The 235-nt window shown below is 57.9% G+C and carries 1 pseudogene; it reads right to left on the reverse strand.

From position 1 onward, the window contains the following. Positions 1-133, reverse strand: a pseudogene (locus RM533_RS13635) (IS630 family transposase); the annotation flags it as partial. Positions 134-235: the final 102 nt, after the last annotated feature.

Raw genomic sequence — 235 nt, forward strand, 5'->3', positions numbered from 1 at the left:
TTGAGCGCAGCGTCCGCTCAATCAAGGCCGCAACCTGATCATCGGCAATCGTCCTGGATCTGCTTGGAGGCGCTTCGTCCAGCAGCCCCTCGACACGATCCTGCAAAACTCGCCGTCGCCACTTGCCGACGGAAAGCTGCGCTGTTTCGTACTTTTGCGCCATTCCTTACCGTCTGGGTAAGTGGCGCAGCTTCGGCAGCGCTATGTTGCGTAATTGGGAGATTGACGTTGGGTT

The sequence above is a fragment of the Croceicoccus esteveae genome, assembly GCF_031846435.1.
Classification (GTDB): Bacteria; Pseudomonadota; Alphaproteobacteria; order Sphingomonadales; family Sphingomonadaceae; genus Croceicoccus; species Croceicoccus esteveae.